Source organism: Streptococcus mitis, assembly GCF_946190155.1.
Taxonomy (GTDB): domain Bacteria; phylum Bacillota; class Bacilli; order Lactobacillales; family Streptococcaceae; genus Streptococcus; species Streptococcus mitis_CL.
Genome location: NZ_CAMHZL010000005.1, coordinates 103,326 through 123,852, shown reverse-complemented (window position 1 = coordinate 123,852; position 20,527 = coordinate 103,326). Strand labels below are relative to the sequence as shown.

Genomic DNA, 20,527 nt, shown 5'->3' with positions numbered 1-20,527 from the left:
TGTGTTTTCCTTTTTATTTCTTAAAGCTGAGAACTGTTTTTCCACGTGAGCGACCATTAGCGACTTTGTCTAATGCGCTATTTAGCTCTTCAAATGGATAAACTGTATCGATAGAGGGTTTGATTTCTAATTTACTAAAGAGGTCAGCTACCTCTTGTAATTGAGCGCCATTGCTTTCTACAAAGATAAAATGGTAGTGGACACCATATTTTTCCGCCATTTTATCAAATTTGCGACCCGCTAGTCCAAGTAAGATTTGTTTCCATTTTGGTAGATTCATGCGTTTGGAAAAGGCACCGTTTGGCATGGCACGGAGGGAAACAAGCTGTCCACCTTTTTTCATGATAGACATTTGTTTTTCAGTTTCAGCTCCACCGAGAGTATCGAGAACATAATCCACCTGACTAACGGTTTTTGTGTAATCCTCTGTTTTGTAATCGATAAATCTATCTGCTCCTAGTTTCAAAACACGCTCAGCGCTATCTCCAGAACCGTTGGTAATAACCTTCAAACCTTTGGCCTTGGCAATCGGAATGGCCATTCCACCAACTCCTCCAGTACCACCAGAAATAAAGATCGTTTTCCCAGCTTGAGCTCCCATGAGGTCAAGAGCCTGCATGATTGTCAAGGTAGTAAGGGGAACAGCAGCGGCTTCCTCATCTGATAGATAGTCTGGAACCTTGGCTAAGGCTTGGCTATCGACAGCTACGTATTCTGCAAAGGCGCCAATTTGGTCGAGTGGGAGACGTCCAAAAACTCGGTCTCCGACTTTGAAATTTTTGACTTGTCTACCTGTCGCCTCAACGATACCGACTACTTCATTCACCGCAGTTTGAGGAAGTTTGTAAGGAACGATCATCTTGACTTCTCCTCGGGAAATCATGTTATCCAGAGGATTAACACCAGCTGTGCTTACTTTGATCAAGACTTCTTTGTCTGTGATGCCTGGTTTAGCGATTTCTGTGATGTTCAATGTGATATTGTTTTTGTTATAAGTAGTATGTTGTGCGACTTTCATCTATTTTCTCTTTTCTTTTTTAATATGATTCATATACTTGTATCTAATACAAGTATATGCTGTTCCCAGTAAAAACTGATCTGCATGCAAATCAGTTTCGTTTTTGTTTGACTTGTTTATATAGATTGTCAATGACATCTTCTAAAGTTTGATTTGCTAATTCCTTCTCTAATTGAGATTCGGCACTAGCGAAAAGCGGTGAAACTGCTCCTTGGATATGTTTTCCAACAGGGCAATCAGGATTGCTATTTTGATGAACAGGGAATAAACTAATGTGATTGATTTCTTGAGTAGCATAGTAGATCTCTAGTAAAGTCATTTTCTTTGGAGACTTACTGAGTTGATAACCTGTTTTTCCTTGCTGGGAATGAATCAAATCTGCATTTTTCAATAAGGCAATCACTTTTCGAATGTAACTAGCGTTAGTCCCAACACTAATAGCTAGTGCTTGAGAACTTAAGGTTTCCTTGCTTTCACTAATCATTGTTAAGATATGCAAAGCAACTGAGAATTTTGTATCCATATGAATCCCTCTCTTAATAAACTTGTATCAGATACAAGAACAAGTATAACATAAATTAAAAGAAAAGCAAGTCTTTTGTTTTAAATTTTAAAAAATTTTGAGTGCAATCAGATTAGAGCTGTCTGGGAAGGGTGTTCATAAAATTATACCGTTGATATCCATTAGTTGACCAAAAGTAGAACAGATACACAAAAAAGCCTTGTAAATCAAGGCTTTTTCCTGTTGTATTTAGATGCCCCCTACAGGGATTTGGAAAGGACTTTCATATTGAGAGCAATTAAAAATATTGAAATATAAGTGATTTTAGGTATTTTCAATGTCATGATTTAAAAATGGGACAAAAGTGGGGCAAAAACCATACAGATTCTAAACTGTATGGTTCTTTTTTTATCTAACCAAGAAAGGTTAAAACTTATTAAAACAAATGCAATCAACTGTTGAAAACTTTTTAGTCCGTGTAATATAAAAACAAGTAAAAAGTTGAACTATAGGGAATATTGTGTCATAATAGGTAATAGATGAATAATTAATAGATTGGAAATAATGCTTTCTTACCTTAACAAGTTGAATTGGTTATACATTTTTTCGTCGCAATTGTGTCTATCTCTCGAGTTTAGCTAGTTTTTATAAGCTCTGGCTTCTAATCAATATAACAAATTTTAGAAGTGCATAAGACAAGATGGTGACATTACTACAGTCATTTCTAGTCACCATATGTTGCTGGCACAGGCTGTTTGTAGTGTTGGCTATTTACTAGTCAGTTTAATCGGAGTGTTTAATTTTTATTGTTGAAAGGTTTTTATATGGCGAAAATTCTATCTTTAGGTCTGACAGGTAAGAAATTACTTGCTCAGGGGTTCTTGTTTGTTCTGCTAGGTCTCATCTTGATGGTCACGGGGACTTGGTTGCCAGTAAAGGTTATTCGACTGGTTCTGTTTTTAGCTTGGATAGCAACGGTCTTAGATTTAGTATTACGTATTTTCAAAAAAAGTCAGTCAACGGACACCTTGGGAGTTGCACTGGTTAAATTGTTAGTGCTGGGATATTTGCTTGGCTCCAATCTTGCGACGGATGTGCCGATTTATATTTTGGCTCTTGTGATTGGAGTTTATCAGATTTTTCATGCTAGTATTAACCTTGTCACCTATGTTCTCTACCGCAAAAACAAAATTCGACCTCGTTTTCGTCTCTTACTAGATGGACTCGTACTAGTTTTTCTTGGTGGGACTAGTCTTTTGTCCTCTACAGGAAATTCTGTCTTTCAACTCTTTGTATTAGGGGCTTATTTTTTCCTTTATGGTGTGTCCAATATCCGTGATGGTTTCTTGTTTGAGGAGGAAATTGGGAAAAACCATCTCAAACGTCGCATTAGAATTAGCTTACCTATTGTCCTAGCCGCTCTCATCCCTGCAAGAACTTTAGCAAAAATCAACAAATTCATGCAGGAAAATGCTGATGAGAGAGAGGATATCCATCTTGGAATGGTGAAGTCTGGTAAGACAGCGGAGCTTGAAATTTTTGTTCATACAGCTGAGACCTCTCTGTTTTCGGCAATTGGTCATGTGGATATCTGCTATCAAGGCCGTGTTATTTCTTATGGCAACTATGATCCGTCTTCTGAGACCTTATTTGGCATGGTAGGAGATGGTGTCTTATATTTCTGTGATCGTGACAAGTACATTGACCTATGTAAACGTGAGAGTCAAAAAACGCTTTTTGGTTATGGGATAGATTTGACGCCTGAAATGGAAAAAGCAGTTCAGAAAAAGTTGGCTGAATTGAAACAACTGACGATTCCATGGGAGCCAAGTGCAGATAAAATCACGACAGGTGATGGTAAGGAAGACTACACCTACGCTTATAAAATCAGACATGAGACGGATGGGGAACTTTATAAATTTATCAAATCTAAGTTTAAATCCTACTTTGTCTTATCCACAAACTGTGTGCTCTTGGCTGATACCATAGTCGGTCAGGCTGGCACCGATATCCTCTCACCCAAAGGATTTATCGCTCCAGGAACTTACCAAGCCTACCTTAATCGAGAGTTTGAAAAACCAAATAGTATAGTCGTATCTAAACATGTTTATTAAGGAGAATTTATGAACTTAGTAAAAAAATACACCCCGTTAATACTTTTTATAGGGCTGGTTGCTCTTGTAATTCTGAATGCATCGAGCTTTATATCAGGAGCAATCTCTCTCTTTGATGTAATATCAACCTTGATTTATGGTGCTGTTATTGCTTTTGTGCTTAATGTTCCTATGAAAAAAATTGAACAGTACTTAGTTAAATTGAAGGTAAAGGCAGAGTTGCGTCGTCCGATTGCCATGGTACTTGTTTTCCTAGCTCTTATCTTAATCGTGATTGCTCTTTTGGTTTTGGTGCTGCCAACCCTAGCCCAGACTATTAGTCAGCTGGGAACAGTCCTTTCAACAGTCCTTACTCAACTTGGGAAATTGCTAGGCAGCTCGGAATTTGTAACCAAAGACATGTTGTCAACTATCGTATTAGGCATACAGGGACAATCTAGTTCTATTAGCCAAGCTTTGATAGGTTTTTTATCAGGTCTGACTAGTAATATCGGCAATATTTTTTCAAGTTTGATGAATGCCTTTTTGATTATAGTCTTCACCTTTTTATTTTTATCCAGTAAGGAACATTTGGCAGCGATGACGAGTCGACTTCTAAAAGTTTTTCTTCCAGAGAAGGTGGTGATAAAGTTGACTTACATTGGACAAGTAGCACTAGAGACTTATGACCAATTTTTGATGAGTCAGCTGATTGAAGCAGTTATCATAGGAGTTATGATAGCGGTTGGTTACAGCATGTTTGGGATACCCTATGGAGTAATGACAGGTATCTTTGCAGGAGTGCTATCGTTCATTCCTTATGTAGGGCCTATGATTGCTTGTGTTGTGGGAGCGATTTTTATCTTCACAGTGAGTCCTACTCAAGCCTTACTTTCTCTTCTTCTATATCAAGTTATACAGCTGATTGAAGGAAACCTTATTTATCCTAGAGTTGTAGGTCAGTCTATTGGCTTACCAGCCCTTTTCACGCTTGCGGCTGCTAGTATCGGAGGGAATCTTTTCGGACTACTTGGAATGATATTCTTTACCCCCGTATTTGCTGTTATCTATCGACTGGTTAAAGAATTTGTCGTTGCAAAGGAAAATCAGGTAGATTAAGAAAAACTAAATTTAATAAGATATACTGAGAAGAGAGTGAGAGATTCTCTTCTCTTTTATTTTTAAATACTTTTCTACAAAAAGCTATTAGACGTTAAAAAAAAGCCTTGGTTTCAAGGCTTATTTCTGTTGATTTAGATGTGCCCCCTGCAGGGCTCGAACCTGCGCCCCATAGCTTAAGAGTCTACTGCTCTACCAACTGAGCTAAGGAGGCAACAGAAAAAGCTGAGAATGTAACTTCCCAGCTATTTTAATATGCCCAAAATGGCAGCTAGATTATTTACGAAAGGCATCAAGGATATAGGTGAAACCAACAATTAAAAATGCAAAGGCAACGACATAAACGACAAAGACACTTGTAGCTACTGGATTGAACAAAATCACTAGACCTAGTAAAAATGCAAGCAACGCTATCCACATGATATGGTTGCCAATAATAGGGAAAATCAATCCCAGACGATTGCCTTTAAAGAAAACTATAATGGCTTCTACAATTAACCAAATTCCTAAAATAGTTGGAATGACAACTGGCAGCGTCACAAAGCCATAGGCAACGAGGTAAAGAGCTAAGAGAAGATTAACAATCCCTTGGAAAAGATGAGCTGGTGAGCGAAGCTCTTTTGGTACAGAGAAATAGCCTAAAATAGCTGCTATAGAAGCAACCAGTAAACCAAATGAAATCCACCAGCTGTAAGCAACAAGATTAGCTACTGGGTCTGTAAATAGAAAGAGTGCTAAAAGGACAAAAACAACTCCTGCAAGGAATAGCAGTAAACGATTAGAAAATTTCATTTCAATACCCCCTATATAGTATAGTATAGTTTGATAATAAAAATATTATACACCTTTTTAGAGGAAATATCAATAAACAAAATGGAAAATTTGGAAGTTTCAGTCTGATTTATGAAAAGAAAATCAGTTTTTATTATTTTGAAAATAAAAAGAGAAGATAAAATTTGTCTTCTCTACATGAAAATATTGTATGGCATCAAAGCAAAAGTAACTGGCTTTACACTATTTGTAAAGATGTAATTTGATTCAAAAAGAAAAGATAGATTTAAAATGTGGGACAAATGATGGGGTAAATCAGTTATAGACAAGCAAAAAAGCCTTGTAAATCAAGGCTTTTCCTGTTGTATTTAGATGCCCCCTACAGGGATCGAACCTGTGACCCACGGATTAAGAGTCCGCTGCTCTGCCAGCTGAGCTAAGGAGGCAAAGAAAAAAGCTGTATTGGTGCCGAAACTTCACGGTTTGTATTGAACCCGCGCAATTAAGCAGGTGGGCAACTCGCTCTAACTGAAGCTGTTTCCGTGTGAGACGGCCTACATGCTGTTAGAAGACTTTTGTTTCCCTAATAATACAAAAAATAGTCGGTCAACACTTAAGTGTGAAGTCGTACACCACAGCGTTTCTATGTTTATATAATACCACTTTTTCAAAAAAAATCAAGAGGAAAGTGCAATTTTTTGAAAAGGATTTCAGATTTTTCGCAAACGGTCGATAGCTTCCTTTCTTTGAGCCAAAGCCCGTTCATATTTACCAGTATCTTCTGCTTGGAAATAGTGATGATTACGAATTTTTTCTGGCAGATAGTCTTGCTTGACCCAATTTCCAGGATAGTTGTGTGGGTAGAGATAGTCTTGGGCATTCCCCAGTTCCTTGCTTCCGCTGTAGTGCCCATCACGCAGGTGTCGCGGAATAGGCAAGTGCCCTGATGTTTTGAGGTCAGCAAGTGCCTTATCCATAGCTACATAGGCTGAGTTGGATTTTGGAGAAAGGGCCAAATCAATGACGACATTGGCAATGAGGATGCGGGCTTCTGGGAAACCAATCTTCTGGGCAGCATCAAGAGCAGTCACGGTGTGAATCTGGGCTTCAGGATTGGCCAAACCGATATCTTCATAAGCGATAACAGTCAAACGACGAGCGAGACTTGGCAAATCACCAGCCTCAATCAAGCGGGCAGCATAGTGAAGACTGGCATCAACATCTGAGCCACGGATAGACTTTTGCAGGGCTGAGAGAACATCGTAGTGTCCATCTCCATCCTTGTCCATGGTAATGTAGCTTCTCTGAAGACTATTTTCCATGATATCGAGGGTGATGTGGCGGATGCTCTTATCATTCTCAGGGGTAGAGAGAACAGCCAGGTCCAGTGAGTTGAAGGCAGAGCGAAGGTCTCCGTTTGTAGAGGTTGCGATGAAATCCAGCGCATCCTCATCTAGTTCTACTGGAAAATCAAAACCACGCTCAGGGTTACTTAGGGCTATCTGAAGAGCCTCTTTGACGTCTTGGTTAGACAGAGGTTCCAACTCAAAAATTTGAACACGGCTACGAATAGCAGGTGTTACAGAAAAAAAAGGATTTTCAGTCGTAGCCCCAATCATGATGACGAGACCACTTTCCAAGAGTGGAAGTAGAAAGTCTTGCTTGGTCTTGTCTAGACGATGAATTTCGTCCAGCAGGAGAACTAGTCCTCCAGAGAATTTTGCTTCCTCGGCGATTTCTTGCAGTCGCTTTTTACTATCAACTGTCGCATTGAAAGTTCGAAAGGCATACTTGGTCGTCCCTGCGATGGCAGAGGCAATACTGGTCTTGCCGATTCCCGGAGGGCCATAGAGAATCATGGAGGACAGGCGGTTGGCTTCCACCATGCGACGGATAATTTTTCCAGGTCCTACCAGATGCTCTTGACCGATGACCTGGTCGATGGTTTTAGGGCGCATGCGAAGCGCGAGATTGTCTGGCATAGCAGTCCTTTCTAACGTGGATTTTCTGATGTATATGTGGTAAGATGGTAGTATCTATTTTAGCATATTTCCGAGCAATCGGGGCGATTAAAGAGTCGCATAGAAAGAGGACAAAATGGCAACATACGGATTTTTAGATGTTTTAGAGGAAGAGTTGGAGAAGAACTTTCCCTTTGACTTTGAGATTAGTTGGGACAAGCGCAACCACGCGGTTGAAGTGAGTTTTTTGTTAGAAGCGCAAAATGCTACAGGCGTGGAGATGGTGGATGAGGACGGAGAGGTATCATCGGACGATATCCTTTTTGAGGAAGCCGTACTCTTTTATAATCCTGCCAAGTCAACAGTTAATGCAGAAGACTATTTGACGGTTATTCCTTACCTACCTAAAAAAGGATTTTCTCGTGAATTTTTAGCTTATTTTGCGCTATTCCTTAAAGATACTGCTGAGGTTGGACTGGATGCGCTCATGGACTTTTTGGAAGACCCTGAAGCAGAAGAATTCGTCATGGAATGGAACGAAGAAGTCTTTGAAGAAGGAAAAGAAGGCTTGGAAGAGGGAGAATTTTATCCTTATCCAAGATACTAGGGGTTGGTTGGAGACTTTATGAAAAAAATTGGGACTTATTTGGTTTATGTGCTAGCTTTTGTCCTTATTATGCTAGCTTTTGCTTGTGGAACCATCGCATTTGCAGAGTTGGGGTATTCCGCATTTTTAGCCTTTACTTTTGGTTATACCTTCGCTCTTATAAGCATGTATTTAATCTTTATTCTTCATGAGCTGGGTCATGCTTTTTGTGGATACTTGACAGGCTATCGTCTGGTGGCTTTTGGATTAGGGAACTTTCTTTTAACCAAAAAGTCAGGCAGGCTTCATCTTAGTCGAACAGCAGTTATAAAAAATGTTGGTGCTCAGTATATTGGTTTAAAAGAGAATGAAAGTGATCAAAGAATCATCTTAATGCTTTCAGGTGGCTTGATAGTTCACCTTTGCTTGATATTATTGGCAACACTTTTTGGATTTTTGACAAGAAGCTGGTATTTTGCAGGCACTTGGATTTTTCTAAATTTATCTTTCTTCTTAAACAACGTTTTGCCAGTCGGAATCACCGATGGAGCAAAAATCTGGGAATTGCTACAATACCCTAAAAATACGAAATACGCCTACTTGGTATTGAGACATTCTGCTCAAACTTTGCTGGCTCCTCAAAAATATGATTTGAAAGATTTTACCATGACTGTTGATGAGGATGCGAGAGGGAGTTTCGCAGAAAGTATTGAAACTCTTCAGGGATTGGTATTCATATTGGATGATAATATAGAGCTTGCAAAGCAACAGTTTCAGTCTGTGCTAGAGAAAACAGATAATCCAATGTCTAAAACTATTTCTCAAATATACCTTCTTCAAGTTGCTCTGATGGAAGGAAATAATAAGAAAGCGGAAGAATATGCAAGTATTCGAGGGGTCAAATCCTTTTTATCTATAAAAACAGCAGATATGCAGGTCATTCAAGCTTGGTATCAATTCAAGGTAAAGAAAGATGTAGTTCAAACTCACAAAGCTATGAAGATTGCTAGACATAAAATGAATAGTAGCCGGATGTTACGGGATGAGAAAATCTATTATCAAAACTGGTTAGCCGAGCTGGAAAAGGAATTAGCCGAAGGAGTCTAATATGGAAATAGAGATTTCTGATTTCACAGGTTGTAAGATTGCTTTGTTTTGTGGGGATAAGCTCTTGACTATCTTACGCGATGATAAGGAAAGCATTCCCTGGCCCAATATGTGGGAACTGCCTGGTGGTGGCCGTGAAGGGAATGAAAGTCCCTTTGAGTGCGTGGCGCGTGAAGTTTATGAAGAACTGGGAATTCATCTGACTGAAGATTGTCTGCTTTGGAGTAAGGTTTATCCAAGTATGCTTTTTGCGGATAAACAATCTGTATTTCTTGTCGGTCAGTTGACACAGAACCAGTTTTACAATATCACCTTTGGTGATGAAGGGCAGGGCTATCAGCTCATGAATGTCGAGGAATCTCTTGGCTCAGATAAGGTCGTACCCCAGTTGCAGGATAGAGTGAGGGATTATTTGGAGGAAGTAAAATGATTTTTGCAATTGCAACAACCACGTTAAATAAAGAAGTTAAGCGTAAGCTAGAAACTGGACAATATTCTAGAGAGGAAGCTATATTCATTTATATAGAATATTTAAAGTTAAAGAAGATGAGAGAAAGAGCAATGAAAGTAACTGGGATCTCTATGGCTGTTATTTGGGGATTAATGCTTGTTTTACCCTTACTGAGTGGTAGAGGTCTCGTACTGCCTCTTTCAGTACATTTTTTATTTTTGCTACTGCTTGCAGGAGTTGTTCTATTTGTTTATTATCTGATGTTTGGTATTTTTAAACAGCAGATTCATAGCGCAATGAAAGAACATTATACAGATGTGATTGAAGAATTTAAGAAGAATAAGGAAAATACAAAATGGAAACATGGCAAGAGTTAAAAGTTACAGTGAAGCGTGAGGGGGAGGAGCTAGTCTCCAATCTCTTGATTGAGTTGGGAGCGCAAGGTGTTGCGATTGAAGACAGTATGGACTATGTGGGAAATGTTGATCGCTTCGGCGAGATTTTCCCAGAGGTCGAGCAACAAGAAGAAATCGTTGTGACCGCCTACTACCCTGAAACGGTGGATGTTGCAGAGGTTGAGGCGGACTTACAGGCTCGCTTAGCAGAATTGACAGATTTTATGGATTTGGGAGAGGTCAAAATGGGGACGACTGCCTTGGCTGAGGAAGACTGGGCAGACAACTGGAAGAAATACTATGAACCCGCTCGCATCACTCATGATTTGACTATCGTGCCGTCTTGGACAGACTATGAGGCGACTGCGGGAGAAAAAATTATCAAGCTAGACCCTGGTATGGCCTTTGGAACGGGAACCCATCCAACCACTAAGATGAGCCTCTTTGCCTTGGAGCAGGTCCTTCGTGGTGGCGAAACGGTGCTGGATGTGGGTACTGGATCAGGCGTCCTCTCCATTGCTAGCTCGCTACTTGGAGCTAAGGAAATTTTCGCCTATGACCTAGATGATGTGGCGGTTCGTGTTGCTCAGGAAAATATTGAGCTAAACCCTGGTATGGAAAACATCCATGTAGCAGCAGGAGACTTGCTTAAGGGAGTTGAGATTGAGGCAGATGTGATTGTAGCTAATATCTTGGCGGATATCCTCATTCATCTGACAGACGATGCCTATCGTTTGGTTAAGGACGAAGGCTACCTGATTATGAGTGGGATTATCAAAGATAAGTGGGACATGGTGCGCCAGTCGGCTGAGTCAGCTGGATTTTTCCTTGAAACCCATATGATTCAAGGGGAATGGAATGCCTGTGTTTTCAAGAAGACAAAGGATATCTCTGGTGTGATTGGAGGCTAGTATGCAACAGTATTTTGTCAAAGGCAGTGCTATCTCACCTGTCACCATCGAGGATAAGGAAACCAGCAAGCATATGTTTCAGGTTATGCGCTTGAAAGAGGATGATGAGGTGACTTTAGTCTTTGATGATGGCATTAAGCGATTGGCGCGCGTGCTGGATGTGGGAAATCGTCAGTTTGAGTTGCTCGAAGAGCTAGCTGACAATGTGGAACTGCCAGTCCAGGTGACCGTCGCATCCGGCTTTCCTAAGGGGGACAAGCTGGAGTTCATCGCTCAAAAAGTAACCGAACTGGGTGCTAGCCAAATCTGGGCCTTCCCCGCAGACTGGTCCGTTGCCAAGTGGGATGGCAAGAAATTGGGTAAAAAGGTTGAAAAACTAGAAAAAATTGCCCTTGGAGCGGCCGAGCAAAGCAAGCGTAATATTGTTCCAAGTATCCAGCTTTTTGAGAAAAAAGCAGATTTTCTAGCCCAACTGGACCAGTTTGACTCTATCGTAGTAGCCTATGAAGAGTCGGCCAAAGAAGGAGAAGCCGCTGCGCTCTTACAAGCGGTCTTTGGTCTTGAAAAAGGAGCAAAACTGCTCTTTATCTTTGGTCCAGAAGGTGGTCTGTCACCTGCAGAAATCGAAAGTTTTGAAGCTAAGGGAGCAGTCTTGGCAGGTCTTGGTCCTCGTATTTTGCGAGCAGAAACAGCACCACTTTACGCCTTATCAGCCCTTAGTGTTTTATTAGAATTAGAGAAATAAGAGGAAGAAAATGGAACAAAAACACCGTTCAGAATTTCCAGAGAAGGAACTTTGGGATTTAACAGCCCTATACCAAGACCGTGAGGATTTCTTGCGTGCAATCGAGAAAGCTCGCGAAGACATCAACCAGTTTAGCCGTGACTACAAGGGCAATCTTCACACTTTTGAAGATTTTGAGAAGGCCTTTGCGGAATTGGAACAAATCTACATTCAGATGAGCCATATTGGCAACTATGGCTTTATGCCTCAGACGACAGACTATAGCAATGACGAATTTGCCAATATTGCTCAAGCTGGGATGGAATTTGAAACAGATGCCAGCGTAGCCTTGACCTTCTTTGACGATGCCTTGGTGGAAGCTGATGAGGAAGTCTTGGACCGTTTGGGTGAATTACCTCATTTGACGGCGGCCATTCGTCAGGCCAAAATCAAAAAAGCCCACTATCTAGGGGCTGATGTGGAGAAGGCCTTGACCAATTTAGGAGAAGTTTTCTACAGTCCGCAGGATATTTACACTAAGATGCGAGCTGGGGACTTTGAAATGGCTGACTTTGAAGCTCATGGCAAGACCTACAAAAACAGTTTTGTGACCTATGAGAATTTCTACCAAAACCATGAGGACGCTGAGGTCCGTGAGAAATCATTCCGTTCCTTCTCAGAAGGTCTTCGTAAGCACCAAAATACGGCTGCGGCAGCCTATTTAGCCCAAGTCAAGTCTGAAAAACTACTGGCAGATATGAAGGGTTACGACTCAGTCTTTGATTATCTTCTAGCTGAGCAAGAAGTGGACCGTGCTATGTTTGATCGTCAGATTGACCTCATCATGAAGGATTTTGCGCCAGTTGCTCAGAGATACCTCAAGCATGTTGCCAAGGTAAATGGTCTTGAAAAGATGACCTTTGCGGACTGGAAATTGGATTTGGATAATGCCCTCAATCCTCAAGTGACTATTGACGACGCCTATGATTTGGTCATGAAGTCAGTAGAACCTTTGGGGCAAGAATATTGTCAGGAAGTTGCTCGCTATCAAGAAGAGCGCTGGGTGGACTTTGCTGCCAATAGTGGCAAGGATTCTGGTGGATATGCGGCGGATCCATATCGCGTGCACCCTTATGTCCTCATGAGCTGGACAGGTCGTTTGAGCGATGTTTATACCTTGATTCATGAAATCGGGCATTCTGGTCAATTTATCTTTTCTGACAACCACCAAAGCTACTTCAATGCTCACATGTCGACCTACTATGTTGAAGCGCCGTCAACTTTCAATGAATTGCTTCTCAGTGATTACTTGGAGCGCCAATCTGATGACCCTCGTCAAAAACGCTTCGCTCTTGCCCACCGCTTGACAGATACCTACTTCCATAACTTTATTACCCACCTTTTGGAAGCAGCCTTTCAACGCAAGGTTTACACATTGATTGAAGAAGGAGAAACCTTCGGAGCAAGCAAACTCAATAGCATTATGAAGGAAGTCTTGACGGATTTCTGGGGAGATGCCATTGAGATTGATGATGATGCAGCTCTGACTTGGATGCGCCAAGCTCACTATTACATGGGCTTGTATAGCTACACCTACTCAGCAGGACTTGTGATCTCGACTGCAGGTTATCTTCATCTAAAACATTCAGAAACCGGAGCTGAAGACTGGCTCAATCTCCTCAAATCAGGTGGTAGCAAGACACCACTTGAGTCAGCCATGATTATAGGAGCCGATATTTCAACAGATAAACCACTCCGTGATACTATTCAGTTCTTGTCTGACACAGTTGACCAGATTATCGCTTACAGTGCCCAGTTGGGAGAGTAAGGAGAATAGAAAGGTTGTTCTAGAATGATGTTTATGGGTTTGTTAAGCGTCATTCTATTTAGCTTAGCTATAGCTATTTTCAAAAATTCCTTTGAAGGTCGTGATGTTAAATTTGAACTTGCTGCAGAACTGGTATTGATAGTTAATTACTTCATTTTCTATCAGATTGTATTTAATTGAGAAAGAAAGCTATAAATCAAATTGAAGCTATTTATGGCTAGAGAAGGTTATTTGTAAAATATAAATAATATGATTTGTATAGATAAGGTAAATATTTTAAAGAAAGGGTGATTTTATGAAAAAGGAACAAGTGTTGATTGGTTTGGGCGTTGCAACTGCAATGGTAACTGCTTTTAATGGTCATGCACAAGCTGATGAGGTTGTAAATAAACATTCGACTAAGTCAACTGTTAACCAATTAGAAACTAAAAAGGATGCTGAGGTCTCAGAATCTGATGTAAAAAATGCAGAAGTAAAACTGAATCAAACAATTGAGGAAGAAAAAAATTCTCAGAAGCTTGTTGATAAAATGCAACAAGAGCATACATCTACTGTCACAAATAAGAACAAAGCTGATGATGCTTTGAAACAAGCCCAAGAATTTGCTAAACAAGCTAGTCCTGAAAAAATTAAAAATGCAGAAAAGGATCTTGTTGCTAAACAGACAACGGTTCGGAAGTCAGAAGAAAGATTGTCAGAAGCAAAAAAAGATGAGAAACAAGCCCAAGCAAGTGTTGAGAAACAAGAAACAGTTGTTAATAAGGCAAAAACTCAAGTTGCTCAGAGAGTAGTTGATGTAAAACAAGCACAAAATAAAGTAACAGAAGCAGAGAAAGCTTTTGATTGGAATACACTACGCGAGATTCAACAGGAAACTGAGAATTTGGATGCGAAAGTGAAAGGAAACCAAGATAAAGTAAGCTCTTTAATTAATTCATTATCAAAAGCAGAGCAAGAAAGAAAAGCTCTTGTAGAAAGAGGAAACAAGACACGTTCTAATCTTGCTCAGAATTTAAAATCGGCTGGGGATGAGTTCCATACAGTAACGGTTTCTCATGAGATTGAATCAAATTCTGTTAGTGAAAGTGAGTCTAAGACTCCTCCACTTGATGAAAAAACTTTCGTAGGAAGAGATGGTAAGACCAATTATGTTGCTGCGAACGAAGATGTGAATTTTAGTGGTGAAAGAACAGAAACAATTGTTGTAAAATCTAAGGATGATATCCATACTCCTCATGTGGTTGATTATAAGAAAGTTTCTGAATACGTTCGTAACTACTTAATCGAGTTGCGGAGAATAAATGGCATTGATATTCCAGTGCCACCTGTGACTGAAAAGGCTTTGAAATATGGAAAAGCTAGGGCAGATGAAATGGTGGCAAATGATAAACTGTCACATGATACAAAACTAAAAAATCAAGATTTTGGTTTTAAGGATGCAACAGAAAATGCTACAGCTGGTTCAGTTCCAGAAAAGAGTCGATTGAGTGAAAAAGAACTTGCTTATAAAGAGCTTCTATCTTACTTTAATGATTATAGTAATGCATCATTATATGGCGCATCAACTCCGAAAGAAGCAAATACTTTTAACTATGGCCATAGAATTCCCTTGCTTGCTGCATCAGGGACTGGATTTGCTCTTGGAGCATCTTCAAGTAAAAAAACAACTTTTGGAAATTATGGTGTAATGACTTTCATTAGTGAAGCAAAAGGTGTTTATGATACATTACCAACAGTGATTAGCCCATCTGAAAAAAGAAGCTATGTTTATAATGGTAAGACCTATTATTATAATCCAAGCAGTTCATATTTTTTAGCCAGAGCAGAAAATAAAGATGGTGATCCAGACCATAGTGAATTTTATTTTAACGGTAAACGTGTAAAATTTTTACCGAAGACAACTTTCCGTTATGTTTGGAATGAAATCACACATCCTAAAAATCCAGCTTATACAAAAGCTAAAGAGGCTCTGGATAGTTTCAATCGAAAACAAAAAAAAGAAGAAACTTTAATGAGGGATAAAATTTCATCACTAAACAAAAATCTTACAATTGCTAAAACAACATTGAATACAGATCAAAAAAATCTGGATAAAACTAAAAAACGTCTTGCAGACTTAACAAAACAAAATCAGTCTAAGTTAAACGTTTTAAAATCTGCTCAATCTGAGTTGAGTAAACAACAAACTGCGTTAAATATTGCTAAATCTGAACTTTCGAAGCAAGAATCTCAATTAAATCGATTGAAAGCAATCAAAAATAATAAATCTCATGCTAGTAAGAATGCGGAACAGTCATTACTTAATGTCAAAAACGATTTGTTGAAAGCTCAACAATATGTTCTTGTCCTTAAAAATGCTCCAAGAAAACTCGAGGAAGCTAAAAAAAGTTTGATGATCGCTAAACAGAAGCTTGAGGAATCTAAAAAAGCACTTGAAAATGCAAATGCTAAACTAAAAAATGCAAAAGTTAAAAAGGAAAATGCTAAGAAAGAATACATCAAAGTATCTGAAGCATTAAAAGTAAGACTTGCTTCCAAAGGAAGTTGGATTCAATCATCTGGTCGTTGGTGGTATAGACATAACAATGGTTCCTATACATCCAATGGATGGGAACTAATTAATGGAAAATGGTATCATTTTGATCGCTCGGGCTGGATGCAGACTGGATGGGTTCAATCAGGTAGTTCGTGGTATTATCTCAGTGGTTCAGGGGATATGCAAACAGGATGGGTCAAATCAAGTGGCTCATGGTACTATTTGAATAACTCAGGCTCTATGCAAACAGGATGGTTCGCTGTTTCAGGGAAATGGTATTATGCTTACAGTTCTGGTGCTTTAGCAGTCAATACAACTACACCTGATGGATATCATGTCAATTACAATGGGGAATGGATTAAATAGAGAGTTCTGTGCTTTTTAAAAAGATTAATATAAACTCCTATTTTATTCAGTATAGTATAACCATCAAATATAGAGATTTACAACTAATTGCAATACATTAAAAATATACAATTTTTGAAAACAGTATTGCAACTGATACGAAATTTCCAATCAATTTTCTTGAAACCCTTTCCCTCTTTTGATAGACTAGTATCTAGTTTTGAAAAAAGGAGAAAGAGAATGAAAAAATTTGTCGCTGAGTTAATCGGTACGTTCATGCTTGTGTTCATCGGAACAGGAGCCGTTGTTTTTGGAAATGGCCTTGGTCACCTAGGGATTGCCTTTGCCTTTGGTCTGGCAATCGTGGTTGCAGCTTTCTCAATCGGAACTGTTTCAGGGGCTCACTTGAACCCAGCTGTTTCGATTGCTATGTTTGTAAACAAACGCTTGTCATCAAAAGACCTTGTCAACTACATCCTTGGACAAGTTGTTGGAGCCTTCATCGCTTCTGGCGCGGTATTCTTCCTCTTGGCTAACTCAGGTATGTCAACTGCTAGTCTTGGTGAAAATGCCTTGGCAAACGGTGTCACTGTCTTTGGTGGTTTCTTGTTTGAAGTCATTGCAACTTTCTTGTTTGTCTTGGTTATCATGACTGTGACATCAGCAAGCAAGGGCAATGGCGCGATTGCTGGTTTGGTAATTGGTTTGTCATTGATGGCGATGATCCTTGTGGGATTGAACATTACTGGACTTTCAGTAAACCCAGCTCGTAGTTTGGCACCAGCTGTCTTGGTAGGTGGTGCAGCCCTTCAACAAGTTTGGATTTTCATCCTTGCACCAATCGTTGGTGGAGTTCTTGCAGCCCTCGTTGCAAAAAACTTCCTTGGAACAGAAGAATAATTGAAACTTAAAAAGCCTTGCTCCTCATTTTGAGGAACAGGGCTTTTTCGTATGATACTCTTCGAAAATCTCTTCAAACCACGTCAGCTTCCATCTGCAACCTCAAAATAGTATTTTGAGCTGACTTCGTCAGTCTTGTCTACAACCTCAAAGCAGTGCTTTGAGCGACCTGCGGCTAGCTTCCTAGTTTGATTTTCATTGAGTATGAGTTTAACGGTTATCAATTTTCTCTGGATAAAGGTCGTGTTGGAAGAGGCGTTGTTCTGCCAAGCCTTCATACTTAGTTCCAGGCTTACCGTAGTTGTAGTAGGGGTCAATTGAGATGCCACCGCGAGGAGTAAATTTTCCCCAAACCTCCAAATAGCGAGGATCTAGCAAGTTGACTAAGTCTTTCCCAATGGTGTTGATACAGTTTTCGTGGAAATCTCCGTGGTTTCGGTAGCTAAAGAGGTAGAGTTTGAGGGATTTTGACTCGACACAGAGCTTGTCAGGGATGTAGGAAATATAGATAGTTGCAAAGTCTGGCTGAGCAGTGATTGGGCAAAGTGAGGTGAATTCAGGACAGTTAAATTTGATAAAATAGTCATTTTCCACATGACGATTGTCAAAGGATTCGAGGACTTCTGGTTGATATTCGAAAATGTAGTTGGTTTCTTTGTTGCCGAGGAGGCTTAGGTTTTTCATTTCTTCTTGTTGTGACATGATTCTTTCTTTCTAATTTTAAACACCACGTTGATTATCGTAGAGGAGGGTATGGAGTTGAGGAAGGACGCGGACATTGCCCCAGCTATCGTCGGCAGCGATGCGTTCCCAGAGTTCTTTGAGACGGTCCAGTTGGTCTTGGACAATATTGCCTGTAGCCTTGGGCTCAGGATTTCCAGCTGATAAGAAGAGAACATCTGGTTGGTAACGTTCTTGTATGCCTCTGGCAAAGGCCAAATCTGCATCGTCAAAGACAGGGATTTTAAAGGTGACCTTATCTGGATCCAGTTGGGAAACGATAAAGTCCAAGGTCTCAAAGTTGACTTCCATCTTGGATGAAGGAGGTTTGGGACTCAGAGTGACCTGGTCGATGTCTTTCAACCAATTTTGCCAGCGAGAGCCTTGAGTTTCAACAGCCAGAGTGACACCACGTTCCTTAAGTTTAGTGACCAATTCGGCCATGTTGGCTGCTAGGATAGCAGGATTTCCCCCAGATAGGGTTACATAGTCGTAGCTCCCCAATTTATCCAAGGCAGCAATGACCTCGTCAGCTGTCATGCGAGTTGGTTTTTCAGAACCATCCCATGTAAAGGCAGAATCGCACCAGTCGCAGTGGTAGTCGCAACCTGCAGTGCGGACAAACATGGTTTTCTGACCGATTGCACGGCCTTCGCCTTGAAAGGTTGGACCAAAAATTTCCAGAACTGGTAGTTTGAGGACACGTTCCCTAGTCATCTAACCACTCCCGTCTAAACTCCGCAAAGGCAGTCGGAGTCTCATAGAGACGAACGTATTCCAAACGGAGACCGCGCTCGTCTGGCAACTCTTGATTCATGGTTTGAAAAATCCAGTAAACCATATTTTCAGCAGTCGTGTTCATATAGGGAAGAGTTTCATTGAGATAGCGATGATCTAAGTGGGGTTCTAAGTAGTTCTTGTAGATTGCTTTGATGTCTCCGAAATCGTAGGTCATGCCACGTTCATCTAAAAATCCACTGACAGCAATCTGCAGATGATAGGTATGGCCGTGCAGGGACTTACATTTTCCCTCATAGTGAAAGAGGTGGTGGGCAGCATCAAAGGTAAATTCTTTTGATACCAAGGTTCTGTGAGGATTGTAGACCAGAGACTCCCCAGTTTCTTGTTTGATTTCTTTGGGTGCGAAAAACATTAGGCCTCTCCTTTCTGTGAGAGATAAACATCTAGACCATGCTGACGTAGGTGGCAGGCTGGACAATCTCCGCAGCCATTTCCGATAATCCCGTTGTAGCAGGTTAAGGTCTTTTCACGAACATAGTCAAAGGCACCGAGTTGGTCGGATAATTCCCAAGTTTCAGCCTTGTCCAGCCACATGAGAGGTGTCTGGATAACGAAGTTGTAATCCATAGCAAGGTTGAGGGTAACATTAAGGGATTTGACAAAGACATCCCGACAGTCAGGGTAGCCTGAGAAGTCTGTCTCGCAGACACCTGTCACGATATCTTTAATGCCCCGTTGCTTGGCAAGGACTGCCGCAAAGGATAGAAAGAGGTGGTTGCGACCATCAACGAAGGTATTGGGAACCTCCCCCTCTTTTTGCTCAATCTCCAGATCAGAGGTCAAGGCATTTTCAGTGATTTGTCCCAGCAGAGACATATCTAGGATGTGATGACGAATACCCTGTTCCTTAGCAATTTCTCTAGCGACTTGAATTTCGAGATGATGGCGTTGGCCGTAGGCAAAGGTAACGGCTTCGACCGTTTCATAGTGTTCTTTAGCCCAAAAGAGGCAGGTTGTAGAATCTTGACCGCCACTAAAGACGACCAAGGCAGATTGACGTTTCATAGTACTCCTTCCAAAATGGGAAATGTTCAGAGCACGCAAAAAGCTCCCTTGAGGGAGCTAAAAAATACCAAGCAGAGGTTTTTTTTAGCGATGGCATGTCCCAAACATCGTAATATTCTAACTACAGTCTAGCATATTTTTTGAAAAATGGCAAAGGGCAAGAAAAAAGAGACCAAAGAAAGTACTTGGTCTCTAGTGTGATTAACTCAATTCAGCAACGATGGCCTTGATTTGTTCTGCTGTGTGAACACCAGCAACTTGTTTGACAACTTGGCCGTCTTTTTTGAAGAGAAGAGTTGGGATAGACATGATTCCAAAAGCACGAGCTGTGTTTGGATTTTCATCAACGTCCATTTTAACGATTTTCAAAACATCTTCTGAAAGCTCTTCAGACAATTTGTCCAAGATTGGACCTTGCATACGACATGGACCACACCAAGTCGCCCAGAAGTCTATCAAGACCAAACCGTCTTTTGTTTCTTGTTCGAATGTTGCATCTGTAATTGCTTTTGCCATTGTATTTCTCCTTTTTAGTTATATTGGCTTAAATCTTGTTTCATGAGATAGAAGAAGACATCTCCATAAGTCCCATGGTAGTCCAAATCATGACCGTTGTAAGTTAATTTTTGGACAGGGTAGTAGTCTGCGACGCCGATAAGGCAAGCTTGTTGTGAACGATCAAAGTCTTCATAAGAATCGAAGGTTACAGTTCTTTCGTTCTTGCTGGCATCTAGATAGGTAATTTCAATCATTT

General features: G+C 40.4%; 20 protein-coding genes, 2 tRNA genes and 1 pseudogene. 11 read left to right on the top strand and 12 right to left on the bottom strand.

Annotated elements, in window-relative coordinates; all coding sequences use genetic code 11:
• Positions 1-13: 13 nt before the first annotated feature.
• Positions 14-1,018 carry an NADP-dependent oxidoreductase gene (locus tag N8O80_RS05940; RefSeq protein ID WP_261027205.1) on the bottom strand — a complete coding sequence of 335 codons (1,005 nt, stop codon included), beginning with the start codon at positions 1,016-1,018 and terminating at the stop codon, positions 14-16.
• 91 nt (positions 1,019-1,109) lie between these two features.
• Positions 1,110-1,541, bottom strand: a complete 432-nt coding sequence (locus N8O80_RS05935; RefSeq protein ID WP_261027203.1) for an Rrf2 family transcriptional regulator — start codon at positions 1,539-1,541, stop codon at positions 1,110-1,112.
• Between the two features lie 803 nt (positions 1,542-2,344).
• Here N8O80_RS05935 and N8O80_RS05930 point away from each other — a divergent pair.
• Positions 2,345-3,634 (top strand): DUF308 domain-containing protein, encoded by a 1,290-nt coding sequence (locus tag N8O80_RS05930; protein ID WP_261027201.1) that lies wholly within the window; start codon positions 2,345-2,347, stop codon positions 3,632-3,634.
• 9 nt (positions 3,635-3,643) lie between these two features.
• Entirely contained in the window at positions 3,644-4,732 is a 1,089-nt protein-coding gene (locus tag N8O80_RS05925; protein ID WP_261027199.1) for an AI-2E family transporter, read from the top strand.
• 141 nt (positions 4,733-4,873) lie between these two features.
• Here the strand turns inward: N8O80_RS05925 and N8O80_RS05920 are convergent.
• The 4 genes from N8O80_RS05920 to N8O80_RS05905 form a co-directional block, all read right to left on the bottom strand.
• A tRNA-Lys gene (locus N8O80_RS05920) sits at positions 4,874-4,946 on the bottom strand.
• Between the two features lie 62 nt (positions 4,947-5,008).
• Positions 5,009-5,524: a DUF308 domain-containing protein gene (locus tag N8O80_RS05915; protein ID WP_261027197.1), complete on the bottom strand. Its 516-nt coding sequence runs from the start codon at positions 5,522-5,524 to the stop codon at positions 5,009-5,011.
• Between the two features lie 352 nt (positions 5,525-5,876).
• Positions 5,877-5,949: transfer RNA gene (locus N8O80_RS05910), tRNA-Lys, on the bottom strand.
• A 264-nt stretch (positions 5,950-6,213) separates the two neighbouring features.
• Entirely contained in the window at positions 6,214-7,485 is a 1,272-nt protein-coding gene (locus N8O80_RS05905; protein ID WP_070480331.1) for a replication-associated recombination protein A, read from the bottom strand.
• A 115-nt stretch (positions 7,486-7,600) separates the two neighbouring features.
• On the opposite strand from N8O80_RS05905, the gene N8O80_RS05900 reads away from it, so the two are divergent.
• From N8O80_RS05900 to N8O80_RS05860, 9 genes and pseudogenes are all read left to right on the top strand, one after another.
• Positions 7,601-8,071 (top strand): DUF3013 family protein, encoded by a 471-nt coding sequence (locus N8O80_RS05900; protein WP_261027194.1) that lies wholly within the window; start codon positions 7,601-7,603, stop codon positions 8,069-8,071.
• Between the two features lie 18 nt (positions 8,072-8,089).
• Positions 8,090-9,157: a M50 family metallopeptidase gene (locus N8O80_RS05895; RefSeq protein ID WP_261027193.1), complete on the top strand. Its 1,068-nt coding sequence runs from the start codon at positions 8,090-8,092 to the stop codon at positions 9,155-9,157.
• A 1-nt stretch (position 9,158) separates the two neighbouring features.
• A complete protein-coding gene (locus tag N8O80_RS05890) occupies positions 9,159-9,587 on the top strand; it encodes an NUDIX hydrolase (RefSeq protein WP_261027191.1) in 429 nt (142 codons plus the stop codon).
• Positions 9,584-9,985 carry a hypothetical protein gene (locus N8O80_RS05885; protein WP_061864443.1) on the top strand — a complete coding sequence of 134 codons (402 nt, stop codon included), beginning with the start codon at positions 9,584-9,586 and terminating at the stop codon, positions 9,983-9,985. Before N8O80_RS05890 ends, N8O80_RS05885 begins: the two co-directional genes overlap by 4 nt.
• Complete coding sequence (prmA, locus tag N8O80_RS05880) at positions 9,964-10,914, top strand: 50S ribosomal protein L11 methyltransferase (protein WP_261027189.1); 951 nt, start codon at positions 9,964-9,966, stop codon at positions 10,912-10,914. The genes N8O80_RS05885 and prmA overlap by 22 nt, the downstream gene beginning before the upstream one ends.
• A gap of 1 nt (position 10,915) precedes the next feature.
• Entirely contained in the window at positions 10,916-11,659 is a 744-nt protein-coding gene (locus tag N8O80_RS05875; RefSeq protein ID WP_261027188.1) for a 16S rRNA (uracil(1498)-N(3))-methyltransferase, read from the top strand.
• 10 nt (positions 11,660-11,669) lie between these two features.
• A complete protein-coding gene (pepF, locus tag N8O80_RS05870; protein ID WP_261027186.1) occupies positions 11,670-13,466 on the top strand; it encodes an oligoendopeptidase F in 1,797 nt (598 codons plus the stop codon).
• Between the two features lie 2,551 nt (positions 13,467-16,017).
• Positions 16,018-16,368 (top strand): annotated as a pseudogene (locus N8O80_RS09820) (hypothetical protein); the annotation flags it as partial.
• A 219-nt stretch (positions 16,369-16,587) separates the two neighbouring features.
• A complete protein-coding gene (locus N8O80_RS05860) occupies positions 16,588-17,247 on the top strand; it encodes an MIP/aquaporin family protein (protein WP_042750611.1) in 660 nt (219 codons plus the stop codon).
• 210 nt (positions 17,248-17,457) lie between these two features.
• On the opposite strand, the gene queF is transcribed toward N8O80_RS05860, so the two are convergent.
• The 6 genes from queF to N8O80_RS05830 form a co-directional block, all read right to left on the bottom strand.
• Positions 17,458-17,949: a preQ(1) synthase gene (gene queF, locus N8O80_RS05855; protein WP_000082587.1), complete on the bottom strand. Its 492-nt coding sequence runs from the start codon at positions 17,947-17,949 to the stop codon at positions 17,458-17,460.
• 18 nt (positions 17,950-17,967) lie between these two features.
• Positions 17,968-18,684, bottom strand: a complete 717-nt coding sequence (gene queE, locus N8O80_RS05850; RefSeq protein WP_023938861.1) for a 7-carboxy-7-deazaguanine synthase QueE — start codon at positions 18,682-18,684, stop codon at positions 17,968-17,970.
• The gene (queD, locus tag N8O80_RS05845) at positions 18,677-19,120 is read right to left on the bottom strand and encodes a 6-carboxytetrahydropterin synthase QueD (RefSeq protein ID WP_000464573.1); all 444 of its coding nucleotides are present in this window, start codon (positions 19,118-19,120) and stop codon (positions 18,677-18,679) included. The genes queE and queD overlap by 8 nt, the downstream gene beginning before the upstream one ends.
• Positions 19,120-19,773: a 7-cyano-7-deazaguanine synthase QueC gene (gene queC, locus N8O80_RS05840; protein WP_261027185.1), complete on the bottom strand. Its 654-nt coding sequence runs from the start codon at positions 19,771-19,773 to the stop codon at positions 19,120-19,122. The genes queD and queC overlap by 1 nt, the downstream gene beginning before the upstream one ends.
• A gap of 201 nt (positions 19,774-19,974) precedes the next feature.
• Positions 19,975-20,289 (bottom strand): thioredoxin, encoded by a 315-nt coding sequence (trxA, locus tag N8O80_RS05835; protein WP_001029575.1) that lies wholly within the window; start codon positions 20,287-20,289, stop codon positions 19,975-19,977.
• Positions 20,290-20,303: 14 nt separating this feature from the next.
• Positions 20,304-20,525 (bottom strand): DUF4649 family protein, encoded by a 222-nt coding sequence (locus N8O80_RS05830; RefSeq protein ID WP_033687231.1) that lies wholly within the window; start codon positions 20,523-20,525, stop codon positions 20,304-20,306.
• Positions 20,526-20,527 lie beyond the last annotated feature (2 nt).